We start from the raw sequence: 21,026 nt of genomic DNA on the forward strand, positions 1-21,026 counted from the left end.
CCTTTAGAACGTAAAACCAAATCGCGCGTACACGTGATAGCCCTTGCCATCGGAGGCGTCGAGCGAACTCAATGCCTTTGCGGCGTCAACGTGCAGTTCAAAACGATGGAAGCGCGGCAGGCGGAACACAAAGCCCGCACCGATATCGCTAACTTCCTGCATCTTTCCGCCATTGAGCCGGTTGCCACCCACCGGCCACCCTTTGGCGTAGTCGACAAAGGTTTCCAGCTCCAGTAGCTCGCGCCATGGGCGCGCATAGAACGGCGACACCTTGTCGGCAAAACCGGGCGCATCGACGTGATACTCGACCGAGGAGTAATACCCACGGTCGGCGAGCACGTCGGCAATCGGATAGGCGCGCACGGTGTCCGGGCCACCGATGGCAAACTGCTCCATGGGCGTCAGCGCATCGTTGGTGTATTGGCCGGTGAACTTGAAATACAGGCGTTGCGTGCGGGTGAGGAATTGCAGACGCGTATAGGCGACCTTGCCCACCGTGAAGCTGCTGTCGTGCCCGGGGCTCACCAGATCCACTTGCGATGGCGAACGGTCGCTGATCGACTGGCGCACGGCGACCTGCAGCAGGTCGATGCCATGAAAGCGCGTGTCGGTGTGGTTCATCGAAAAACCGAACTCGGCCACGTCGAAGCGCTCGTCCGACATCAGCAGGATGCTGCTGTTGAGTTTGGACTCCTCGCGAATCAGACGGAACGTACCCATCGCCTGCAAGTTCGGCGTGTTGATGAACTTCCAGTCGGCGCCGCCGTACCAGGTCGACGTGGGGCCGTGCACGTGCAGCGAAGCGAAGATGCCGCTATCCACTTCCAGTTGGCTGCGCGTCGCACCAAATACGGCTGTAAGGCCAGAAACCGGCGCGATAGGGGCGCGATAACTCAAAGCGCCAAACAGGCTCTGGGCGGGCGCGAACGCGTAATCAAGATTGGCGTTGAAGACATCGCCATAGCCCAGGGGACTGTTCCAGGCTAAACCGACCTGCGCGCGATAGCGGCCAGTCACATCTGTGCCGTAGTCGTTGCCACCCACCGTGATCACATAGGGTCGCTTCTCTTCCTGAGCCACCATGATCAAGTCGGTTTCGCCCGTTTGCTCGCCGGGCTGAAAGGTCGAGGTGATCGCTACGCCTGGCAGGTCACGCGCGTACAGCAATGCGGTATCCACATCGCCTTTCTGCAGCGACTGGCCTTTGAGGTGTTCGGCCGGGGCCGCGATGATGTCTGCGCTATAGCGTTTAGCGCCCTTCACCACCACCTTGCCAATCGTGCCCTCCAGCACCCGTATCTCGACGATCTGGTCGGCGCCAACGGTTTGGGCCGGCACCACGGCCTGCGCCACGATGAAGCCACTGGTGCGGTAGCGCTGGGTGATGGCCGCGGCCACCTTCTCCATCTGCGCAATGCTCAGTCGCGGATGCTCGGCCGTACCGGCCATCTGCTTGTACTGTTCGTCGGCCAACGCCTGGATGCTGGCGGGCGTGATGTGCGCGGACGCGTGCTCTCCGACACCCGTCACACGAAAACCTTGCACGGCCATCTTGGCGGCCGCGACGGGCTCGCGATCCTTGACGGGCGGCACGATGTCTTCGCTATTGCCAGGCGTCGGCGATGCCGTCGCGGCGTCCATGTCGTTCGCATAAAGTCGCTCACTGCCCATGGCTAACGCCAGGGCAGCGGCAAGGCATGCCATTCGCACTGTAGATTTCCCCTGTAGAAATCGCCCCGTCCCTGTGGTCCCTGCCAGGGTGGCCGGGGTACCCGGCCACAGGAGTGGCCGGCAACGTACCAAGGCGGTCTGGCTCGGCCGAGTCATGCGGCGAGCAGCCAGTATGCCAGCAGTGCACACAAAAGAACGCCCGTCGCCCAAACCCACAGACGCCCACTCAACAACCAGGGTCGCGATGGAAACATCGACGGCAAGACGTCCGCTTGCGCGGAACCATCGTAGGCAGATGGCGGGTCTTGCTGGGACGGCGTACTCGTCGCGGTGCGGCGAGTGATGGCGCTATCGCCGCCCTGCAGCGTGCCCAGCAACCTGCGGCGGCGCGCTCGATATTCGTCGCGGGTCAGGCGTCCCATGCGATGCGCATCGTCCAGCGCGCGCAGCCCTTCGTTGACCCCCCACTCGCGCTCGCTCATTTCAGCTCCCGAAGTACACGGAAGCCCACGTCCTTCTGCGGGGTACCACTGTCCGTGCGGCGAGCCTCCACCGTGCAGTCGGACCAATAGCTGTTGAAGCTGCCACCGCGCACTAGTGTGGCGCCATCATTGGTCACCCATTCCCATACGTTTCCCGACATGTTGACCAGCCCCCATGGATTGGGTTCGCGCCCCCGCGCAGCCACTGGTGCACCGGCAACGTCTGCGCCTTGACTGGTCGGTGGGATGCAGTTGCTGTCTTCGGACTGCTTCCAACTCTGGCCGGCCTGTGCGGCATGCAGCCATTCGGCATCGCTCGGCAAGCGATAGGTAAATCCCGTGCTGCTGGTGAGCCAGGCTGCGTACGCCTTGGCCTGCACAAGGCTGATATTGCTCACGGGCAGACTGCCAAGCTCGGGGTCATCGACGGTAATGGCATGGCACTGCCCGCTAGCTGTGCAGAAGCGGTTGAAATCGTTGACGGTGATTTCCGCGCGCGACATGGCATACGCAGCGCCGCTGCCTACCCCAGGCACCACGACCAACGACGGGCCGCGCTTGCCATCAAGCACATCGGAGCAGACCTTGCCCGCGCCAACCAGCGCTGATCCGCCACAGGGATCCGGACCCGTGGCGACACCGGCTTTCGTTGCTGTCGTTTGCGTGGCAGTCACTGCAGCGGCCGTGGATTTGGCCGTCTGCGCCGCAGGGGTGTTCGCTGTTGGCGCTATCGCTGGAGCGGCCGAGCTTGCCGTTGCCGGCGTAACTATCAGTGCCGCAGCGGGCTTGCGTGCTTCCAGTCGCGCGGCGAACGAGCCTTGCGGCAGCTGGCCACGCTGCTTCATGTCTGTCTCAAGGCTTTCCAGTGTCGCGCTGTCCGTCTTGCGCAGATCGCCAAGCTGCTTTTTCAGGCGGTCATAGTCCGCATCGGTCAGCGCACTGGTGCCTCCCTGCATCAGGTCGGATACGAAAGCGTAGCGCTCACGCGCGCTGCGCAGGTCCGCGCGACTGCCCAAGGCGCGAGTGCCCTGCCCCGCAATGTCCGCCGCGCCCTGATAGCGCCCGCGCTGGAAAGCATCCTTGGCCTGCCCGAGATAGGCCGTCGCCAGCAGCTGTGGCCCCTCGTTGGCCAGGAAGGGAGCATTGGGCTGCAGCGTGCGCACACGATCCAGCGACTCCTGCGCCTTGGCCACGTCATTGGCCGCCGCCGCACGACGCATCGACTCAATGCGTGAGTCGATCTCCGCCGCCACGCTGTCCTTGGCAAGCTGGGCTTCCAGCTGTTGCTGCAGTCCATCCAGCCGACCGCGCTGCTCAAGCAATCGCGACGAGCGCGGCACATATTGCAGGCCGAAATTCACCCATGCCAACGTGCGTTGCGCCTGCATTGGGTCGGTGACCTTGGCCGCTTCGTCGGCCACGGTGTTGCCCAGGGCGTCGAACAGGCGTTGTGTTTCGGGCGCGTTGTCGTTCTTCAACGGAGTGGCGACGCGCGTGATCGCAGCCTCCCAATCCACAGTGCTGGCGGGCTTGGCCAGAAGGTCGGCCAGTTCACGACGTGCGTCCGTCAGACTCTGCGTGCTCGGCGCTGCTTGCGCTGCCGTAGCGATCTGCTGCAACGAGGCGGTCTGTTCGTCCGCTGCCAGTTGTACGCCGCGCTGCTGCAGCCGGGCGGAGCCGGGGAACAACGTGGTGGCCAGCGCCAACCGTTGCTTTGCCTCGTCGAGCCGGTCGGCGGCCAGTGACTGGCCGATGGCGGCGTCGTACTTCAGCTCAAGCTCGGCGTTCTTCAGTAGCGCGCTGCCGGGGTCCACCGCACGGATGCGCGCCAGTGTGGTCACGACATTGTCGGGCTGGTCTTCGAAGATGGCGCCCGCATCGATCTGCCGGGTCAACTGCGTGTCCAGCGTGTTGAGCAGTTCATTGCGCTGCTGCTCCAGCTCGCCACGCTTCATGTCCAGCGCGGGTGAATATAAGCGCAGTTGGTCGCGCAGGGCCAGCACGCGCTGCGCACCCGCGTAATCAAACCGTTGCTGCGACGGCTGCCAGTAGGTGTCAATGCGGCTGAGCAGGTAACTCTGGATGGCCTCTCCCTGGTCGATGATGACGCGCTTGCGGTCGTCCTCGTCCAGCGTCGCCAATGCCTGCATGGCCTGCACTTCGTTCGCGTAGCGCTGCTTGCCCGTGGCGGAGAAGCTTGCGATCACCTTGGCGAGGTGATGACTATGCATGTAACGGCTCACGCCCCAGCCCCCGCCCACCAGCAGGATCAGTGCGAGCGAACCACCCAGCACATACGGGCCCATCCGTTCTTTAAGGCCTACCTCGCGCAGCCCTTCGATCAGCGCTTCGGCATTCTTCAGGCGCTGATCGCTGGTCAATGCCACGCTGTCGCACAGCGTCTTGTGCTGGCGACGGGTCAGCCCCGGCACGGCGGGCGGCTTGCGCCCTTCCTTCTGCACTACCTCGGCGCTGACCTTGTCGAACGGGTGCTTACCGGTCAGCAGCTCGAAGCACACACACCCCAGCGCATAGATGTCATCGTTGGGCGACGGCTCGCTGCCGCGGATCATCTCCAGACTCGCGTAGGCCGGCGTCAGCGCGCCCAGCGTGCCTGCGTCAAACAGCGTCTGTTCGCCCGATGCGTCCCCGGCGAACTTGCCGGCGCGGGCGATACCGAAGTCGAACACCTTAGGCAGGCCGTCGCGCGTCACCATCACGTTGCCTGGCTTGAAGTCCGAATGCACGATGCCTGCGGCGTGCGCACGCCCCAAGGCCCGCGCCATGCCCTCGATCAGCGGACGGGCCTTGGCCAGCGGCATGCCGTTGTAGGCGCGCTCCCGGATCAAACTCTTCAGGTCCGAGCCGTCGATGTACTCCATCGTCATGAAGACGATGGTGCGATCCTTATCGAAGTCAAACACGCGCACGATGTTGTCGTGCGCCAGCAGTTGCGAACGGCGCGACTCACGTTGCAGGGCAATCAGCGAGTCGGGATGGCGGCGAAACTCGTCATTCAGCACCTTCACCGCGACATAGGGATCGCGGTCGCGGGCCTCCACCTTGCGTTCGTCCTTCGCCAGATAGACCACGCCCATGCCGCCACGGCCCAGCTCTCGCTCCAAATGGAAACGCCCCTTCAACAGCGAGCCCACGGTGACGTAGTCGCCCCCCTCTTTCGCCGCAATGCTCTCCCAGCTACCGAGGCTGGACAGGCTACTGGTGGTGCCGTGCGTCGATGTGTCTCCGGGACTATGGGCAGCTTGCGTCGGTCCGTGTGCCTGCGGCTTGACCACAGTCATCTCGTCGACCAATGCAGGAGACGATGGCACCTGCACGATGGTCAGTTCTGGGTCCGGTGTTTGCAGCGGCTTGGCCGCGGCGGGCATCATCACGGTGAGATCGGCGTCCACCGGTGCGCGCGCAGCGATAATCCGCATGGCGCCCAAGCGGGCGATCAGTGCAAGTACCACGTCGGCATCCAGTTCGCCGGCTTCACCCATCTGTTCCAACTGCGCCACCTCAGCGCGATAGTCGGCCTCGTCCAGCACGCCACGTGCTTTGACCGCGTCGAGCAACGCAGGCAAGGCGATGCGTCCGGCACGGAGTTCATCCACTAGCTCAATCAGGGGCAGTGCGCGCGGTACGGCCATGGTCATTCCTCCAGGCGCACGATGACGGCCGAGACGTTGTCGCGCGCGGCCCGACTCATCGCCAGGTCCAACAAGCTGGCCACCAGGGCCTGCGGTTCCTGCGCGCGACGACAGGCGTCGTCCAGCTCGGCATCTGACATTTCTTTGTTGATTCCATCGGTACAGAGCACGAACTGCGTACCGGAGCGCGAAGCGGCCACCACCCAGTCGACGAACAACTGCGGCTCAGCACCAACCGCGCGGGTAAGCGCACCCGGTGAAGGCGTTGGCGTGGCATGGTGGATCTGCGTCACGTCGTCTTTCACTCCGTGCACGTGGTCACGGGTGATCTGACGCAACTGGCCGTCCTCGTAGCAATAGGCCCGACTGTCGCCGACCCAGCCGCACAACATGTATTCCTCGTCGTACACCAGCACCACGACGGTGGAGCCAATCAGGTCGACGCCTCGCGCAGCCGCGGACTGCAGCAAGTCACCGTTGACGCGCTGCAGCTCATCTTCGATCGCCTCGACGAAATCGATGACATTGCCCTGGCGTGGCACGGAGGCCAGCCGCTCAACGATCATCGAGCTGGCATAGTCGCCGGCCGCATGCCCACCGAGACCATCCGCCACGACCCACAGCCCCGCCTCGTCGCGCAGCAGGATGGCGTCCTCGTTGTGTGCCCGGACCTTGCCGGTCACCGTACGCCCGGCGGACTGATAGCGCGTCATCATGGGTGTGCCTCCGAAGGCATCAAGGCATCCGGCGAGCGCCAGGCTCGGCCAGCGTGCGTAGCGTCGATGAAACCCGCAAAAGCCTCAGGCGCCGGCAGCCCTCGCGTGGCAAGCACGCTGGCCGGCACGCGCGCACCACCGCCTGACCACCACAGGCACCAGGGCTGCGACAGCTCGCTGAGTCGCGACCACCAGCCCAGCAATGTGGGGGTCGCGTCGGCGTGGCGTGGCAGCGGGAAGCGCCAGTGATCGGCAGCACTCCAGTCCACATCGATAGGCGGATGGCGGCCCGGTATGGCGGTTTCGTCAGAGAGATCGGTCAGCGCGCGCACCTGCATGTCGAACAACTCCACACCCCATGCGGGATCGGTTGATGCGTCGACACCCATGCGTTCGGCCTGTGCATACCAACCCTGGTCTTCGTGCCATGCGCCGGCCCCCGGTGCATGCGGGATACGCGTGGCGATCACCAGGGGAAAGCAGCGCCCTACCCGATCGCTCGACGGCAGCATCACCCCGGCCATGGCGTGACCACCGCACACGCCCGGCGGCAACATGAAGCGCCATGGCGGGCTTGCCTGAAAGCTGTGTTTCCATACGCCGCCGAGCGCATCAGGAAGCGCAGCCATGGCGTATTCGAAATGCCGATCCCAGGCATCCACAAAGGCGACTGGCAGGCGGCGCTGCACGAAGTCTCCCGCGCTGGGCAACTTGCCAAAGAATCCCGCGGCGTCGGCATTGGTCATTGGCCTAGCCACCACAGCGGAAGCGCTGTACGTCGTCGTTGAGGAACGGGTTGCGCAAGTTGCTCGCCTGGATGCCCAGCTTGGCGCCGCGTCCACCGAAGTCGAACGTAGCCAGGAAACGAAGGTCCGACTGCTTCTGCAACTGCGCCGCCTGCAGTGCACGAAAGAAGGCCCAGTCGCCCTGATAGTCGAAGCTGCTCAGCAGGCCGCCGCTGGCGTCATAGGCGGCGACGGTGACGTGCCCCGGCGTCGGGCCTGGCCATTTCATCGCCATGCTGGACGCACCGCCGGGTTGGTAATCGTACTTCTGTCCGTCGATGTCGACCACGAGTCGCGCAATGCCCGCATCGAGCACGGGCGTGAGCACCGTGAAATCCACTTCGGGGAGATTCCCGCCACGGAAGTACATCTGCTTGATGCGGTCGGCCGCCTGCAGTTGGGCCAGCATGGCCGGCGAGCCAGGAACGACGCCTGGACTGTCCTTCCAGCGCCATGTCTTGCCGGTGGCGTCGATCAGTTTGTCCAGGCTCTGCTTGTACAGCGTGTCGAAGCGACCGCCAGAGCCGAACATCTCGCCGAAGTTCTGCACAGGAATATCGCTGCGACTGTCCGGTGAGAACGGATAGCGTCCACGGATGAAGTCTCCACAATCCTTGGCTACGGCTTGCTGGAACTGATCATCCAGCGCGCCCTTCGCGCCCGAGGCCACCAACGCCTCGCTTTTGCCGGCAAGCGAACCCACCCAGTCCGATACCGGCGGCGGCAATTGCGACGCCTGCTGTCGCGCAAGCAGCAGTTGCGGATTGGGCTGGCCGGCTGCATTGCTGAAGTCCGTCATGGTCAGCATGGTCTTGCTCAGCTGATCCAGCGCGGCGAGTGTCTGATCGATCGGTGCGGTGCCAGGTGCACCTTCACTGAGTTTGTTGAGCGTTTCGAAATGGTCGCTGATCGCCTGCCCAGGCTTGTCCGTCGTCGCCTCCGGCTTGCCGCCCGCCGCCTTGGCCAGGGTCGCCGCCAAGGCATTGCTGGCGGCCTTCTTCTGCGCGGCACTGGCTGCAGCCGCCACGGCGTTGTCGGTTGCATCGGGCGGTGGCTGGCGCATCAGGTCGCTGGTGTTGTCGCGCACCAGCTTCAACAACAGCTTCAGTGGCGAACTGGGTCCGGCCAGCTTCGCCGCCAGGGCGCTGGCAGATGGCATGTCGCTCACCTGCTGCAACTGCAGATCGGCTAGCAAGGCATCCCATGCCTTGATGTAATCCTGTTGGTAGAGCGCAAGCACCTGCTGCGACAAGCGTGCACGCTGCAACGCGTCGATGGGCTGGGCACCGAATACCCAGTCGTCCTTGGCGAAGCGTTCCACCGCCTTCTCGATACCCTGACCAGCTTCCTCCGCGAACATCGGCTGGGTGTAGAGCGCAGGCAGAGGTTGCGACAACGGCGTGCCGCTACGGCGGCGGAACACCGTGCCGAGCAGGCCCAGCTCCTTGTCGAGCTGCACGGGCGCATGGTCCGTACCTTCGGTGGTGAGCTGCAAGTTGCCGTAGATCAGGCTGGCCAGATCGGCCGAGCGCAGCGTATTGCGCGCCTGTTCCACCAGGCCGTTGTCCAAGGTGATAGCGCGCAGTTTGCCCGGATCGTCCAGCAGCACCTGAAAATGCCGCTCCAGTGTCTTCTGCAGCACCGGATCGTCCGGAAACACTCGCCGCCATTCCAATTGCGTCAACGCGGCCAGCTCGTCCACCTTGCCGCGTTTGGGCTGGCCCAGCATCAGGTAAGCCTTGAGGTAGTAGTACAAGGCCTGGGGTTCGGACGCATGGGCAGCCAGCCCGGCTCGGAATTGTGCCGCCACGCCCGGCAACAGCAGCCCGTTCAGTTCGCGCACGTAGGCGTCTTGCAGCTCGCTGCCCACCGCGCGCCCCTGGTACAGCCCAAACCGCATCGACAGTGGCACCTGCCCGCGATACTGCTGTGCGATGTCCACCACGCTGGACAGACTCTCCAGCCGCTGCAGAGCGAGGGCGAAATACGTCTTCTGGTCATGCGCACCGGACATGTCCGCCTGATCCGGAAGGTCTTTCAGCGCTGCCTGCACCTGTGACAGATAGCTGCTGTTGCGCGCATAGCTCCCCGCGAAACCCAGCAGGAACAGCAACGTGGCGGCGATGACAGCGAGGTACGAGGCCGCGTGCAGCAGCAGCTTGCGGCGCTCCAGCGTCGGATTGGTTCCGGCAAAGCCGGACTCCTTGAACAGCACACCCTTGAGCAGGCGCTCAACGAAGAAGGTGCGACTCTGCGCACCCGGCGTGTGCACGCGCGACGCTTCCAGCCCGAACGTCCGCGCTACCGCGCCCATCATGCGGTCGATGGGTGTGCCTTCCTGCGTGCCCGAGGTGAAATACGCGCCACGCAACAACAACGGTGCTCCATAGGCATGGCCGTTGAACACGCCCTCCACGAACTGCCGCGCCACATCACCCAGTGAACTGAATTGTTGCGGAAAGGTCAGGATGGCCGCGCGACGGTTTCGATCGCGCTCGCTATGCAGGCGATCCAACAGGCGCGTGTTGAGACGGTCCAGCAAGAGCCGGAACTCGTCGGCGAACATGCGCGCCGCGCCCCCGTCCATCGTCTTGCCAACAGGAAAGGACACACCCCACACCTGGCTGCGCTGCTCCGGGTTGAGATCATCGAAGTATTCAGTGAAACCAGCCACCAGATCGCACTTGGTAAACACCAGGTACACTGGCACGCTGATACGAAGATGCTCCACCAGCTCGTCAAGGCGCCGGCGAATCAGATGTACGTGTTCGTCCCGGCTGGCCTCGTCCATGGTCAGCAGGTCGGAAAGGCTCGCAGTGACGATGACGCCGTTGACTGGGCGCCGGCGCCGATAACGACGAAGCAGCTTGAGGAACTCGCTCCACGCCGACGCGTCAGCGCCGCGATCGGAGTCTTGCGTGGTGTAACGACCCGCGGTATCCAGAAATACCGCTTCGTCCGTGAACCACCAATCGCAGTTGCGGGTGCCGCCGATACCCCGCACTGCTTGCTTGCCGAAGCGATCGGACAACGGAAACTGCAGGCCCGAATGCTGCAGCAGCGTGCTCTTGCCCGATCCCGGCGGACCAATCACCACGTACCACGGCAACGTGTAGAGATTGGCGCCACCGCGACGCGTTTTGCGGAGCGTGTCCACGGCCTCCTGGAATCGCGCCTGCAGTTGCACCCGCTCGGCAGCACTGCGATCGCCACTGTCCTGCGCGCTGCGCGCATTGTGCCCCGAGATTTCCTGGGACAGTTGTTGCTGCCGATGGCGCGCACGGAGTTGCTGGATCTGTAACCACGCTGCCCATGCAACGACCAGCAGCACAATCAGCACCAGGCGCGCCTGGACGCTGGCCAATGGCTGCACAGCACCGAAGCCGAGGTAAGGGCCTGCCAGCCATATCAGTAGGGCCAGCAGCACCACGCCCACGAGGGTGATGAACCAGCCTGCCTTGAGCAGTGAGAGGATGTTCTTCACGGCTCAACTCCCAGGAAGGTACAGAATCTCGACGCGACGATTGCGCGTGCGGTTGGCGGGCAGCTCCGGCGGGCGCGCGATCGGCTGCGAATCGCCGGCACCGCTGGATTCCAGCCGCGCCGGGTTGTCCAGCGATTGAGCGAGGATGGTGCTGACAGCCTTCGCACGCGCCGCTGATAGCTCGTAGTTGTCTTTGAACTTCAGTGAGCGCACCGGCTGGTCGTCGGTATGACCCACCACGATGGCGCGACCGGGCACCTGATTGAGCGCTTCGGCGATCTTCCGCAGTAACGGCAACTGCGACGAATCGACGTCGACACCGCCCGAGGAAAACATGGTCGCCGCGTTCAGGCGCAACAGCTCTTTTCCATCCGATTGCTCATCAACGCCAAGCTGCCCTGCCTGGATTTCAGCGGCCAACAGTTCTTTAAGGGTCTTGTGCGCCGCCACCGGCCGCGCGGTGTCTGCGGGCGGTACGGCCGACGACAGGCCGATGCGTGCTGCCTGCGCGCTCAACGGTGCGGATACCGCATTCAGGCGGACATGGAAGTACACGAAGGCACCCACCAGTACGGCGGCAGCCGCAACCCTTACGACCCATAGCGGCACGTAGCGCATCAGCGGGTTGCGCCGATCCTCGATGCCTCGCCAATGCGGCGCAAGCTCGTCGGCCGGCGGCGGACGCTTTGCCTTGATCTGGCGGTAGAGCGACTCCTGCAAATCGGCGAGCTTGGCGCGGCCCCCGGCTTCAACCTGGTAGCGCCCCGCAAAACCTAGCGCAAGACAGGCGTACATCAGCTCGATCAAGTCGATATGCGTGGTGAAGTCGTTACATAGCCGCTCGAGGATCTGGAAGAACTTCTCGCCGCCGTAACTCTCGCCATGGAACGTCACCAGCAGGGTCTTCTGCGACCAGCCACTCTGGTCGCCCCACGGCGCGCTGAGTACGGCCTCGTCGAGCATGGTGCACAACACGTAGCGGGCCGCGGTCATGGTTTGCGCGGAAATGCCCGCTTCTTTCGCGCGGTGCTCGAACTTGTGTACCTGCACCACCGCCTGCTCGCGCAGATGCGTCGCATTGGGTGGCGCCGCACTGTGCCTCAGTTGCACGCCAAGCAGAAGCAAGGGACTGGCAGCCTGCACCAGTGGATTCATGCCGCCACCGAGGAACTCGCTGATGTCTGTACGCTCGGGTTCCATTGCGGGCGGCCTGGGCGCTGGCGCTGGTGCCGGCGTCGACGCTGCCGGCGCACCATGCTGGCGCGGGCGCACTATCGTGGCGTCACGCATCGGATCATCGTCGTAAGGCCGCTCGATGTTCATCTGCTCATCCCCTGATGGCCCACAGCTGCAGATCTAGACCGGAGAACTCGCTACCGAAATGGAAGGCGATGCCCCCCGACGTTTTCAGCTCGCGCCACATGGGTGAGTTCTTGTCGAACTCGAAATACACGTAGCCCGAGTGATAGGGAATTTGTCGTGGCGCCACGGCAAGCGGATTCGCCACGATGCCTGGCAACTGGAGATTCACCAGATCACGGATCTTCTCCACCGGGCCGATCTTTGCCTGCGCGGGCAATTGTCGGCGTAGGTCTTCCGATTTGAGATCCGCTTTAGCAGCCAGCACGAAAGCCGCAGTGTCCAGCAGGCTAAGGTCAGACGCGATCGCCACCCACACACCGTATTTCCGCTGCTGCAACGGGATGGGAATTGCCGTCTGCTCCATCACCGCACTGAGGCTCTGGCGCAATGCCATCAACACTGGCTCGAAACTTTCCTGCAGCGCGTCCTGCCGATAGGCCGGAAAAGTGGGGGAACGCTTGCCCGTGGAAGTAAACGTGGCCAGCTCGCCCGCCATTTCCACCAGCATGCGGTAGAGGTCCTCGGGATGCGCCACCGGCGCCGCAGACCAATGTGCGACCAACGGTTGATAACGGTTCACCACTTGCAGCAGGAGGAAGTCGGCGATCTCAGCCGCACCGCCACGGTCGGTCTGCGTCACGCGACCGGCAAGCGCCTCGCCACGCTGATGCAATAAGCCAAGCAATTCGACCAGAAACATACTCAGGCGAGAGGCCGCCAGGCAACTCATCACGCTGGGTATGAAACTTTCGTCCAGCACCACTCGCTGGTCGGATCGGCACTCCACAATGCGCGCCAGTGGAATGCGCGAAAGCCCTTCCAGCGGATGCGAATGAGGCAGCAGACGACTACTGAGCCCTCCCACCTCCACCAGCGCGGTACCTTCCACGCTACCCGAGGCATCGCCCACTTCGGTTTCACGCACGCGATAGCGGAACAGTTTGTCGTCTGGTGCATCGGGCCAACCGCTTTCCGGCTGCGACGGCGAACGCAGCGGCAAGGTGAGATAAACGGTCTGGTCGCGCCAGTTAGGATCGATATCCAGCGCAGGCGGCAGCGGGTCGTCGCCTGGCATGGCGAATGGCGTGCCATCCGGAAACACGCCGCGCGCGCGACGGATGCCAAACTTGCCCATGGCGAGCAAGTTGGTTTCCAACTCCAGCTCGGTGAAGCCCCATGCGTAGGGTCGCAAGGCTTCGCTGCGCAGCGCTACGAAACGCTCCAGATAACGTTCCTGCTGCTGCATGTGCTGCGGACGAAGGAACAGACCCTCGCTCCAAACAACTTTGTTGTTCTGAGTCATCAGTCGCGCCCGTCCATTGCGATAGTCACCGGGTCGTCGCGCGCAGCACCCGGCCACTCCGGCAGGCGCCGCGAATGGACACGTGGCGCGAACGAACGATCGACTGTCGGCAAGTGTGGTTCATGGTTTGGAGCCGCACCCGGCATTCCGTCTCATGCGGTCGGATGCGAAGGTGATGCCTTCCGACGCCAGCGTGGTGTCGTACAACTCGTCTCCGTCACCCTCGCCCTGTTTGATACACGCTGCTTGCGCCTGCAGGCACGTGCCACGGCAACGCTTGCGCCATTGCGCCGGCGAGATGCCGTAGGTCGCGTGGAACGCTCGCTGAAACTGGCGCTCAGAGGCGAACCCGAGTTCGTACAAGAGCCAGGTGATGCTGCATCGTGGCTCATCCATCAAATGCTTGTACGCATAACCAAGACGGCGCTGGCGAATGTATCGACTGACACCACCCTCGTCCCCAAACAGGCGACATAAGGTGGATCGGGACACGCCGAACGCGCGAATAAGCGAGGCGATACCCAGCGCTTCGTCGCCAAGGTTTGCATCGATATAGGCGCGAATGCGCCGATGCAGATCGACTCCAAAATCCGGATACACCACGGCACCGACCAGCGCCATGTCACTGGCCATAGTCGTTGAGGCGTGCACCATTTCATCCGCAAACGCCGTCACACACGGCGTGCGCCATGCTCTTTCCACACTCATGTTTAGCCCCCTGTCGCTAGACGGAACCGCACCACCTATCCCAAGGCAGTGCGTACGAGGCGAAATCATCTGTGGGCGGATCAGAGAGATGACTAGCCTCAAAACAAGCAGCGCGTCAGTCGCATCGCTTCTTGTTCGTCTGAGAGCATAGAATTGTGGTGGCCTTTCCGCATCGGACCAAAGTCCTGAGATCGATACGGATATTCGGCAAAAAGTCCTACGCAAACCCTGATAACGACACTCTTGCGGACACACGCTTCCGTCTTTCAATCACGCGACTGAAAGCGATTCGGAAGAACCATTTCACACGTCAACTACACCTTCTCTTGCTTCACACGCCGTTTGATCACTACATCAAGTTGCGCAGAAGACCGCCGCGCCTGGCCACAATCGTCGCCTGGGTGCGATTGGGAACATCGAGCACGGCGAGTACCGCCGACATATGGGCCTTTACCGTCTTCTCGGCCATGCCGAGCCTGCTTGAAATCTCGCCATTTCGCAGGCCTTCGCACGCCAAACGCAGCACCTCGGTTTGTCGCGGCGTAAGCCTGCCGAGCAGCACGGCGTCATCCGCGCGCATGGCCTGGGCGCCCGCCTGGGCGAAAGCCGCTGGCACATAGTCGTGCCCGGACAGCACGCAGGCCATGGCATCCAACAACCCATGACTATCCGAGCTCTTGTGGATATACCCGTGCGCACCGGCCGATAGCGCACGATGGACATCCACCGGATCCCTTGATGCCGACACCACCAGAATCCGCAGCCTTCGCCGTAACTGGCGCAGATAGCGAAGCAATACGTTCCCCGCGATGTCAGACAAATAGATGTCCATCATCACTAGGTCGATCTCTTTGTTCGCACTCAGTACAGCCATCGCCTCCTTGCCGGTGGATACGGCATGGATGGGCGTATTTCGGAACTCCTGCGCGATAGTTAGCGCGATGCCTTCACGGAACATGGCATGGTCGTCGATCAATAGGATGGCAGACACGTTCTTCGTCCCCTGTCTTGATGGTCGCCCGATCAGCGTCGCGTTGGCGCCATAGCCGCCCGCCGCGCTGACTTGAGTCGCGCTAGCTGGGCTTCATAGGCACGTGCGAACTCATCACCAAACAGGCGGCGGAAGCATCCATCGGGATCTTTCGACAACTCATCGAAGTTCTCCCGATAACGGTCCCAATAGCGGCCCTTGCCTGAGAATGCCGATCGACGCGCGGCGCTGTCGGTCTCGCGCTCGAAGCGGTCGGGATTAAAGTGGAACAGCAAGGAATCGAACGCGGCGCGCATGCCGGCCAGCATGGCCATCTGATGGCAGCGAATGTCGTCGAAGGCATCGTCGAACGCGGCGCTGCCGGCCAGGAAGGCTGCGCTGGGTGGCGCCATGATTTTCTGCATAGCCTCCTCGGACGTCGCCGCAAACTTCAGCGGGTTGTTTTCCGAGCGCTGGATAATGGTGACCGGAAGACGAAACGTGTTCTTGATCTCTGCGCGGGCACGCAGCACATCCATCACGCCATCCACTACGATGCGGAAGATCTGCTCGAGTTCCGCCGACATCGGTGCAGCGGCCACGGGCGGTGGCGTTGACTGGGTTGGCGTCGGACTCGCTACCGCCGGTGGCGATGCAAAGTCACCCATGGTCAGGTCCCAGTTCTCTGGCAGCGCCGGTCGTTGCCCGACGGCGCCGGGTGGACGAAAGTGATCCTCCACACCGGGCGTATGGTTCCAGCTCGGCGATGCCTGAGCCGTGCTGGCTTGCGGTGAAGGCGCGGGCGGTGCGTCCAGAAAACTCAGCGGATCCAGGCTGCCGCCAGGCATCGCGGGACTCGGGCCGTCGATCAGACTGTCCATGGCGGAGAGCCGACCAGGACTTACTCCGAGGTCGAGCATGTCCAGATCGAAAGGCTCGCGCGCGGGCGGTGGCGATGGCGCAAGCGCCGGTGTCGGCGCGACATGGGTCCGATCGGATTCGGCGGCAGTACCATCCTGCAATGCCACCTCTACTTCGAAGGTGTCGATCTGCAGACGGTCGCCGTGATTCAGTGCGGATGGCTCGCCTTTGGCCAGCGCTGCGCCGTTGAGCAGCATGCCATTGGTGCTGCGATCCTCCACGAAATACAGGCCATTGAGAAAACGGATCATGGCGTGCGTGCGCGACACACCGGATGCATTAAGCACCCAGGCACTGTCCTCCGAGCGGCCGATACTGCCGCCCTGCTCTTCGAACGCCTTTTGGCCGCGGCTGCCGAATTGCGCAGCCTGCTGCCCAACGACAGCGAGGATCAAGGTCTTAGACACACTCAGTTCCCTTCTTTCAGTCAATGGCAGGCGTAGGCCTATGCGCCCACACGCTCTACGTCGAGCAAGCCCATGGCATGCCCGATGAAAGCGATGCGCCGCACCTCAAATGCGTCCGACACCAGCGCGGCCAACAGGTTGATGGCGGCTACCGCGGCGCGTGCCGTCAAATGGTCCGCCGGTGGCACGGGCGTGGCCTGCGCCGCCGGTGCAAGGCTCCCGCCCGCCCAACCCGCCGAAGCGGCAATCCAAGCGCCAAGCGAGCCGTATCCACCCGCCGTCGCGAAATCGAAAGCAGCGCGTCGGTTGTTTTCACTCGGATCGCGCACCCACTTTTCTGCCAGTGAAGCGCCTGCCATTCCCTCACCGTCGAGGCGCTGTTCGCGTGCGCATTGGCACAGCCAAGCCACGACATAGCGCTTAGGCAGCAGCCTCGCCAGCAACTTCAGGGCATCCGTGGTCAAGCCGGCATCCAGCAGATCGCGCACGGCAGACTGCGGCGTCATTTCCGACCGCAGTCGCGCGATGGCGTCAGGCGATAGCTCCATCTGGCGGGCGGCTTGCAACAAGACGGACATGGGCATCTCCTCAGCCGATCATGGTGATGCCACCACCCAGCTTGGCCATGCCCTCGCCATTCAAGGTGAGCATGGCGCCCTTCACCGTGGTCATGGCAGCGCCATTGACCTCCAGCATGCCGTCCGAATGCACTTTGAGGCTCGCACCCGCGCCGATGTCCATGGTGGCTCCGGCTTTCACGCCCACGTCGACCTGACCTTCAACCTTCACACTCACGTCACCACTGATCTTGATGTTGACGCCCTTGATCTCGATCTCGCCGGAGCTCTTCATCACGATGCTAGACGCGCCGGTCACCAGTTGGATCTCGGTGCCCGCGGTGAGCTTGAAGGTTTGACCGACGCTGGTGGTGGCGTTCTGGGTCACGTCCAGCTTGTCGTCGTTGCCCACGCTGAGCTTGCGATCGTGCTGCACGGTTTCGGTCTGGTCGTTCTTCACCGTGACCGTTTGGTCGTGCGAAATCTCGACGACGTGGTCATTTTCCACCTCCTCGCGCATGTCCTTTTGTGCGTGAAGAAACAGTTCCTCGCTGCCTTTCTTGTCCTCGAAGCGGATTTCGTTGTAGTCCTCGGTGCCGCCCTGCAAGCTGCGGCTCTTGATGCCGCTCTGCGTCTTGTTGTCGGGCAGGCTGTAGGGCGGCGGATTGTCTGCGTTGTAGACGCTGCCGATGATCAGCGGCCGATCCGGATCGCCCTCCAGAAAGCTCACCACCACCTCCTGCCCCACACGCGGAATGCTCACCGCGCCCCAGCTTTTGCCCGCCCACGGCGAAGCCACGCGCACCGGACAGGACTGCCGGCCGTTAGGCTTATCCAGCTTGTTCCAGTGGAAGATGACCTGGACGCGGCCGTGCTTGTCCACCGCAATGTCTTCGGCGGTATCGCCGGCAACCACGGCAGTTTGCAGACCCACGATGGCGGGCTTGATGGCCAGTGGCAGGCTGCGGAACGGCAGCTTGCTTTCGATCGCTTCCAGTTCGCAGGTGAAAGGCTCGGCGCCGTTGTCGCCAGAGGCGTAGCCACTCTCCGTCAGTTGGATGCGCGTGGCCGTCACCAGATACTCCTGGTTCCAGGCACTAAGCGGAAAATCCTTCAACTCGAACAACGCCCCGATCATCATGCCGCAGGCGTTGGTACGTCCTTCGTAGCGCGAGCGGCGAACATTGTTCGCTTCGGCGCGTACCAGGGCGTAATGCCCGCCCGTGGTCGAAACAACATGCGAACCCGGGTAATCGAACACGTCCAGGCCCGAGATCTCGTGACAGTCGTCGGCATGCCCGATCTCCTCGGTAGCCAACAACGAGGTCTTCGGATTGAGCGGGTCGTAGTCCGTGAGCTGCACCTTGGTAGCGTGCACGCCGCGCACCTGTTGCCATGCCTCGATGGACGCCGCATCGCGCTTGCCTTGCTGCACAGGCGGCGCATACGGGATCTTCTCGAATGACGGCGTACGCGCGTGCGCACCAAGTGCATCGGCCAGCACCATGGTGTGTGTGCTGGCGGAGTGCGTGAAGAAATAGTAGATGCCCTCCTGCTCCAGCAGGCGGCTGATGAAATTGAAATAGTCCTCGCGGTACTGCACGCAGTATTCACGCGTGTCGTAATTGCCGCTCAGGCTCAGCTTGAGATCGCCGTAGCCGATTTCTCCCAGCACGGCGCGCACGATGTCCGGCACGCTCTGGTCGACATAGATGCGGCAATCCACCTTGCGCGTCAGCAGCCAAGGCTTGGGCACCAAGGCCACCTGGTAAATCGCATAGCTCAGCTTATCGACCGTGCGGAACCCGGTTTGGGCCGCCTCCACAACGACGCCGTTGAAGTACCGCGTGTAGCCATCCGTCGTGACCAGCTTCACCGTCATCGACGTGCCCAACAGCCCGCGCAGGTCTACCTTGTCGTCCTGGCTCAATACCTCGATGTCATAACGGAACAAACGGCCCAGCTGCTCATCGGCACGCATGCTGGCAAACAGCAGCTTGTCGCCGAGGTCGCTGGACAGAGTGATCGCGTGGGCCATCGTTCGGTTTCCAGGGTGCGCCGTCCTATCGCCATGGCGCGGCCGGCAAACCACATAGATAGCGAAAGGCGAGTCGAACTGCCCGTCACTTCGTCTCACGCGGTGGGTGCGGCAGGCTGCGGCCGCATCCTGGCGAGACTGAGCTATACGCGCAGGCCATGGTTACCCCCGAAAATGGGGGTGTCCGGCTCGAGGACGTTGCGCCCTCGCAGCCCGACACAGCGCCGGGCATCCACGTCCGCAAGTTGGCACATCACCCATCGCTGGACGCTTATGTGAAGGCCGCTTCACGCATGATCCACGCAGGCCGATCTCACCCGATCAGCACGGTAAAACATCCCAGTACGATGACCCCGCCGTGCGCCGTACTGTCTCCCAGGCGTGCCGCGGGCTGGCCACCGATCAGCACGGTCGGCGAGCCCACGATGATTGAATCCGGCGGCCCTACGCACACTGCCATATCACCCAGGCGGGCGGCTGGCAGACCACCGATCAATACCATCGGAGCACCCGGGGCGGACACGGGGCCACCAACGTGGGGGACCACACCCGTCACCATGGGACAGGTGTGCAGATCGGTGAGGCGAGCAGCGGGTTGCACGGGTCCTCCAGTGTGTAGTGCGGATTCAAGCAGCGAATCCCATGACCCCTTTCAAGCCAGTCCGGGCTGCTTGATGGCAATACGGCATAGCGCAGCTATTTACCTGCTTCAGATCCGGCGGTGCGCGCCCCTATCTTCCATCAAGCGCGAAGCAACCACATGCGCTGATCCTCGTCCGACTTCATTTTCTTGGGGAGATTCAGTGATTTGTAACATGACGAAATACCGAAGCCATTGGCGTCAATTCTTCCGCATATAAAAATCTCATCGGCCAAGTGATATCCACACACGAACGCTTTGCCGCTTGAGCAAGTCACCGCCACCGTGGCCATCACCTTGCTGAGGGACAACGCATACTTTCTATAGATATCGGCGCCCCTTCCGATAAGCATGCTCTGAAGTTGCGCACTATTTTTTATGGTTTCCGTCTTAAGGAACGACTCAAGCTTGCCTCGATCAATGTCACCCGACTTAGTGAAGAAACTCTGTAGCGCATTCCTGTCGCCAGGGTCCGTGATGCACGGCAACACCTGGTCATAGCGCAAGCTCAAGTCAAATTTCTTCCACCACCAAGCTGCCTCACTGGGAAAAACAGCTTCCGCCGGCATCTTGTTCGAATAAGCGCAAACATGTTTCAAGAAATGCCCATCGATGTTCTCTTGAACAGTGTTGTAGTTCGCCGCCCCCCATTGCGTGAAACTATGAAATCCCGATTTCGGCGTGCGCCCGGCATCAAACAAGGCAACGAGACTTTTCATCGAGTCTCCTGACAGCCATTTCGGATCGCCGCCATTGCGCAAGGCGTACAGCAACACAACCAGCGATCTTGACGCATAAGCCGCAGCATCCCCCACCAGACCAACCGGAAATATCAAACCAAGGAGATCAGAGATCTTTCGCGTGCCACAAAAGGAACGAAGCAGATTCCTGTCATCAAGCACCAGGGGCTCGACACGGCCACACAGAAGAGCCCAGTTGTCCAGATTAAGGTGAGCAATGGTCGCGAGATCGAGCTTATCGGTCAGGTGCGTGGCAGTCACCCTCAAGCACTCGCACCTCTTACGCAACTCGCCTCCCTTGCCAATGAATCGAGCCAGCAAATTGAATTTTTTGATTTCCTGATTCACCGACTTTATGAAGAGGCCGGCATGCTGGTTCAACCAATCGCTAGATGCGCCATCCATGTACGTATCGAGCTGAACATAGAACTTATCGTCGATACCGATAATATTGAATTTCACCGCTATTGATTTTGTATCCATAGAATTTTCTTCCGCAAAGAGATGGATGACCCCGGAACTGAGCCATGGGACGTCCTTTCTACGTGGGTGAAGCCAGTCGTGGTCCGCGAAGGTCCTTTCTCCAATC

15 protein-coding genes are annotated in these 21,026 nt (G+C 62.3%); all 15 read right to left on the reverse strand.

Annotation, left to right across the window (positions count from 1 at the left end):
• Positions 1-3 precede the first annotated feature (3 nt).
• The 15 genes from DYST_RS03425 to DYST_RS03495 all read right to left on the reverse strand — a co-directional run bounded on the left by DYST_RS03425 (position 4) and on the right by DYST_RS03495 (position 20,920).
• Complete coding sequence (locus DYST_RS03425; protein WP_428993979.1) at positions 4-1,704, reverse strand: ShlB/FhaC/HecB family hemolysin secretion/activation protein; 1,701 nt, start codon at positions 1,702-1,704, stop codon at positions 4-6.
• A gap of 119 nt (positions 1,705-1,823) precedes the next feature.
• Entirely contained in the window at positions 1,824-2,153 is a 330-nt protein-coding gene (locus DYST_RS03430) for a hypothetical protein (RefSeq protein ID WP_102304094.1), read from the reverse strand.
• A complete protein-coding gene (locus DYST_RS03435; protein ID WP_239950067.1) occupies positions 2,150-5,806 on the reverse strand; it encodes a bifunctional serine/threonine-protein kinase/formylglycine-generating enzyme family protein in 3,657 nt (1,218 codons plus the stop codon). The genes DYST_RS03430 and DYST_RS03435 overlap by 4 nt, the downstream gene beginning before the upstream one ends.
• A gap of 2 nt (positions 5,807-5,808) precedes the next feature.
• A complete protein-coding gene (locus tag DYST_RS03440) occupies positions 5,809-6,522 on the reverse strand; it encodes a PP2C family protein-serine/threonine phosphatase (protein WP_239950069.1) in 714 nt (237 codons plus the stop codon).
• Entirely contained in the window at positions 6,519-7,268 is a 750-nt protein-coding gene (gene tagF / locus DYST_RS03445) for a type VI secretion system-associated protein TagF (RefSeq protein WP_239950071.1), read from the reverse strand. Before tagF ends, DYST_RS03440 begins: the two co-directional genes overlap by 4 nt.
• Before the next feature lie 4 nt (positions 7,269-7,272).
• Positions 7,273-10,791 (reverse strand): type VI secretion system membrane subunit TssM, encoded by a 3,519-nt coding sequence (gene tssM / locus DYST_RS03450; RefSeq protein WP_239950073.1) that lies wholly within the window; start codon positions 10,789-10,791, stop codon positions 7,273-7,275.
• Positions 10,792-10,794: 3 nt separating this feature from the next.
• Positions 10,795-12,114: a type IVB secretion system protein IcmH/DotU gene (gene icmH / locus DYST_RS03455; protein ID WP_239950075.1), complete on the reverse strand. Its 1,320-nt coding sequence runs from the start codon at positions 12,112-12,114 to the stop codon at positions 10,795-10,797.
• A 4-nt stretch (positions 12,115-12,118) separates the two neighbouring features.
• Positions 12,119-13,456 (reverse strand): type VI secretion system baseplate subunit TssK, encoded by a 1,338-nt coding sequence (tssK, locus tag DYST_RS03460; protein ID WP_239950077.1) that lies wholly within the window; start codon positions 13,454-13,456, stop codon positions 12,119-12,121.
• A gap of 120 nt (positions 13,457-13,576) precedes the next feature.
• Entirely contained in the window at positions 13,577-14,164 is a 588-nt protein-coding gene (locus DYST_RS03465; RefSeq protein WP_239950079.1) for a helix-turn-helix domain-containing protein, read from the reverse strand.
• Positions 14,165-14,513: 349 nt separating this feature from the next.
• The gene (locus DYST_RS03470; RefSeq protein ID WP_102304084.1) at positions 14,514-15,155 is read right to left on the reverse strand and encodes a response regulator transcription factor; all 642 of its coding nucleotides are present in this window, start codon (positions 15,153-15,155) and stop codon (positions 14,514-14,516) included.
• A 32-nt stretch (positions 15,156-15,187) separates the two neighbouring features.
• Positions 15,188-16,468, reverse strand: coding sequence for a type VI secretion system-associated FHA domain protein TagH (gene tagH / locus DYST_RS03475; protein ID WP_428993980.1), 1,281 nt, complete (start codon positions 16,466-16,468; stop codon positions 15,188-15,190).
• Between the two features lie 32 nt (positions 16,469-16,500).
• On the reverse strand, positions 16,501-17,046 hold the full coding sequence (locus tag DYST_RS03480; protein ID WP_428993956.1) for a DUF6931 family protein: 546 nt from the start codon (positions 17,044-17,046) through the stop codon (positions 16,501-16,503).
• Between the two features lie 4 nt (positions 17,047-17,050).
• Positions 17,051-19,057, reverse strand: coding sequence for a type VI secretion system Vgr family protein (locus tag DYST_RS03485; protein WP_239950085.1), 2,007 nt, complete (start codon positions 19,055-19,057; stop codon positions 17,051-17,053).
• Between the two features lie 313 nt (positions 19,058-19,370).
• On the reverse strand, positions 19,371-19,616 hold the full coding sequence (locus DYST_RS03490) for a PAAR domain-containing protein (protein ID WP_199039259.1): 246 nt from the start codon (positions 19,614-19,616) through the stop codon (positions 19,371-19,373).
• A 182-nt stretch (positions 19,617-19,798) separates the two neighbouring features.
• A complete protein-coding gene (locus DYST_RS03495) occupies positions 19,799-20,920 on the reverse strand; it encodes a hypothetical protein (RefSeq protein WP_239950087.1) in 1,122 nt (373 codons plus the stop codon).
• Positions 20,921-21,026 lie beyond the last annotated feature (106 nt).

The organism is Dyella terrae (genome assembly GCF_022394535.1).
Lineage (GTDB): Bacteria > Pseudomonadota > Gammaproteobacteria > Xanthomonadales > Rhodanobacteraceae > Dyella.